The following is a 2,901-nucleotide window of genomic DNA, read 5'->3' on the forward strand; positions in this document are numbered from 1 at the left end:
AGGCACGGCCCGTGGCGCCCACCGCTGTTCGCGCCGCCGCCACGAATGCTGCGATCGCCGGGTGGGTGCCGCCGCCCGCGCGGAAGGCGACCTTCGAGCGGCGGAAGAGGGGCAGCCGGGTCAGGACCACGCCCTCGGGGGCATGTGCGGTGGCCATCTCCGGTACGAATCCGGCACCTTGCCCGATCGCGGCCAGTGCCAGGACCGTACGGAAGTCGTTGACCTGATGGCGGATGCGCGGCTGGAAACCGGCTGCCTGACAGGCGCGTACGGCCATCGCGTGCCCGGTCGTACCGTCCCGGGCCGTGATCCATGGGGACGTGGCCCACGGTCCGAGCAACTCCGCCAGCGTGTCGCCGCGGGCGGCCGGATCGGTGGCGGGAGCCCTGTCGGTGGCGTCGCCCGTGGCCAGGTACATCGGCTCCTCCAACAGGGGCACCTCGTCGACCGTGGTGTCCGGTGACGCGGGGACGAAGTCGTAGTCGTGGACGAGGGCCACGTCGAGTTCGCCGGCGCGTAGGCCGTCGGAGACCCGAGCCGAGTCGATCTCCTGCACCATCGGTTCCAGCGCCGGATGCCGCTGGGCCAGTTCGGCCAGTGTGGCGGGCACGATCGCGGGGCCGCCAGAGGGAAACGTCCCGATCCGCAGCGGCCCGCCGATGCCCTCGCGTGCCCCAGCCAGCTCGGAGACCGCCAGTTCGAGTCGTTCGAGAACGGCGTCGGCGTGGGTGACGAGCGTGCGGCCCGCGGGCGTGAGCACGACCCGTCTGCCACTGCGCTCCAGGAGGGGTACGCCCGCCTCGCGCTCGAGCACGCTCAGCTGCTGGGAGACGGCCGAGGCGGTGAAGGTCAGCGCCTCGGCGACGGCCGCGATGGTGCCGCGTCGGTCCAGTTCGCGCAGCAGGTGGAGGCGTCGAACATCGAGCATAAGGTGAGCTTACGTATAAGCGAAGAAACATGAACTGGATCTACTGGGTTTGTGTCGGTCAGGCTGGGCGCATGAAGCCCGAAGCGAACCTCACCGGCCTGTTTGTCCCCTTGGTGACCCCGTTCACCGACGACCTGCGCCTCGCCCCGGACGCGCTCGCCCGCCTCGCCGACGAGGCGCTGTCGGCTGGCGGCGCTCGCGGACTCGTTGCCCTGGGCACCACCGCGGAGGCGGCCACGCTGACCACCGAGGAGAAGCGGGCCGTGGTCCGCATCTGCTCGGCCGCCTGCCGGGCACACGGAGCTCCGCTGATCGTCGGCGTCGGCACCAACGACACCGCCGCCGCCATCACGACACTTCGGGAGCTCGCTCAGAGCGGTGAGGTCGCCGCGGCACTTGTTCCCACGCCGCCCTACACCCGGCCCGGTGAGGCGGGAACACTGGCGCACTTCACGGCACTCGCCGAACACGGGGACCTGCCGCTGGTCGTCTACGACATCCCGTACCGAACCGGTCAGCCCCTCAGCACCAGCACGCTGAACGCGCTCGGGCACCTACCGGAGGTCGTCGGGGTCAAGTACGCGACCGGAGCGATCGACGCAGCCGCGATGGAACTGCTCGGCTCGTCGGCACCGGGCTTCGCGGTGCTCGGCGGCGATGACGCCGTCATCTCGCCGCTGCTCGCGGCGGGCGCCCGCGGCGGCATCCTGGCGTCGGCCAATGTCCGCACCGCTGACTACACCGAGCTCATCTCGCTGTGGCAGCGCGACGCCACCGGACCGGCCCGCAGGCTGGGAGCCGAGCTGGCCCGGCTGTCCGCCGCGCTCTTCGCCGAGCCGAACCCGACCGTGATCAAGGGGGTGTTGCACGCCCAGGGCCGTATCCCCAGCCCGGCCGTCCGGCTGCCGCTGCTGGCCGCCTCCGCCGATTCGGTCCGGCGAGCGGCGGACCTGGCCGCCGCCAGGACCCACCAAGAGACCGCGGCCTGACACGAGCCCGTGGCCCCGGGGGAACCCGGTGGACTTCGATGCAAGCCGAGTGCGCCCGCCCGCTCCCGCGCCACCACACTCCCCACGTGGGCGAGCTCCCCAGGCGGCGGGCCGAGCCACAACGTGGACCTGTCAGCGGCTGTGATGATGAGGTTGCGACGATGCCCGAATGACTGATGAGATCCGGAAGACATACCTGCAGGCTGCCGAGAAGTCGGTGCACCTGCTGGCCACAGAGCAGGTGGCTCGATGCTGGGAGACCGAGTCCGTGCTACCCGGGATGTCAGTGGGTGGGCTGGCCGGCCACCTTGCGCGTAGCGTCCTCCAGGTCGAGTGGTTCCTCGACGGTCAGGTGTCCGGCGCGGAACCGGTGTCACCGGTCCAGTACTACGCGCGGCTCGCAGACACGTCGTTGCTGGACTCCGCGCTGAACGTCGGGGTGCGTGCCCGCAGCGAGGAGACAGCCGCAGCCGGCCCCGCTGTCGTGGCCGAGCAGGCCCGGGCAGCGTGGGTGCGACTGTCGCAGCGGCTGGGCATGGAGCCGGCCGATCGGCGGGTGGCTGTCCTTCACCGGCCGGGAGAGGAGATGCTGCTCGACGGATACCTGCAGACCCGTTGCGTCGAGCTGGCGGTACACCTCGACGACCTCGCGCTCAGTGTCGAGGTGCCCTGCCAGGTGCCCGATGCCGCGCTCGCTGTCGCGGTGGACGTGCTGGTCGCCGCCGCCCGGGACCGGCATGGCGACCAGGCCGTTCTGCACGCGCTCGCCAGGCGTGAGCGTGACGTTGACCAGGCCCTGCGGGTGTTGTAGGTCTACCGCACTACAGACGGACCATCCCCCAATGCCAGGAAATCGGCGTTCTGCCGCCGGTGCCAAGGGGGTTGGTGCGAGGCTGATGCGCTCTCGGGTTGCGAGATGGGCATATCGTCCGAGAGTGATCCCAAGTGGGCGGCAGGAAGCAGCACGGTGCGAGGCCCTGGGCC

General features: G+C 71.0%; 3 protein-coding genes. 2 read left to right on the forward strand and 1 reads right to left on the reverse strand.

Features of this window, described 5'->3' with window-relative positions; all coding sequences use genetic code 11:
- On the reverse strand, positions 1-928 hold a 928-nt coding region (locus tag ACIBK0_RS51835; RefSeq protein WP_399097529.1), incomplete at its 3' end, for a LysR family transcriptional regulator.
- A gap of 71 nt (positions 929-999) precedes the next feature.
- On the opposite strand from ACIBK0_RS51835, the gene dapA reads away from it, so the two are divergent.
- Positions 1,000-1,917 carry a 4-hydroxy-tetrahydrodipicolinate synthase gene (gene dapA, locus ACIBK0_RS51840; RefSeq protein ID WP_399097531.1) on the forward strand — a complete coding sequence of 306 codons (918 nt, stop codon included), beginning with the start codon at positions 1,000-1,002 and terminating at the stop codon, positions 1,915-1,917.
- Positions 1,918-2,086: 169 nt separating this feature from the next.
- A complete protein-coding gene (locus tag ACIBK0_RS51845; RefSeq protein ID WP_399097533.1) occupies positions 2,087-2,728 on the forward strand; it encodes a maleylpyruvate isomerase N-terminal domain-containing protein in 642 nt (213 codons plus the stop codon).
- Positions 2,729-2,901: the final 173 nt, after the last annotated feature.

The organism is Streptomyces sp. NPDC050564 (assembly GCF_044457265.1).
In the GTDB taxonomy this organism is placed as follows: domain Bacteria; phylum Actinomycetota; class Actinomycetes; order Streptomycetales; family Streptomycetaceae; genus Streptomyces.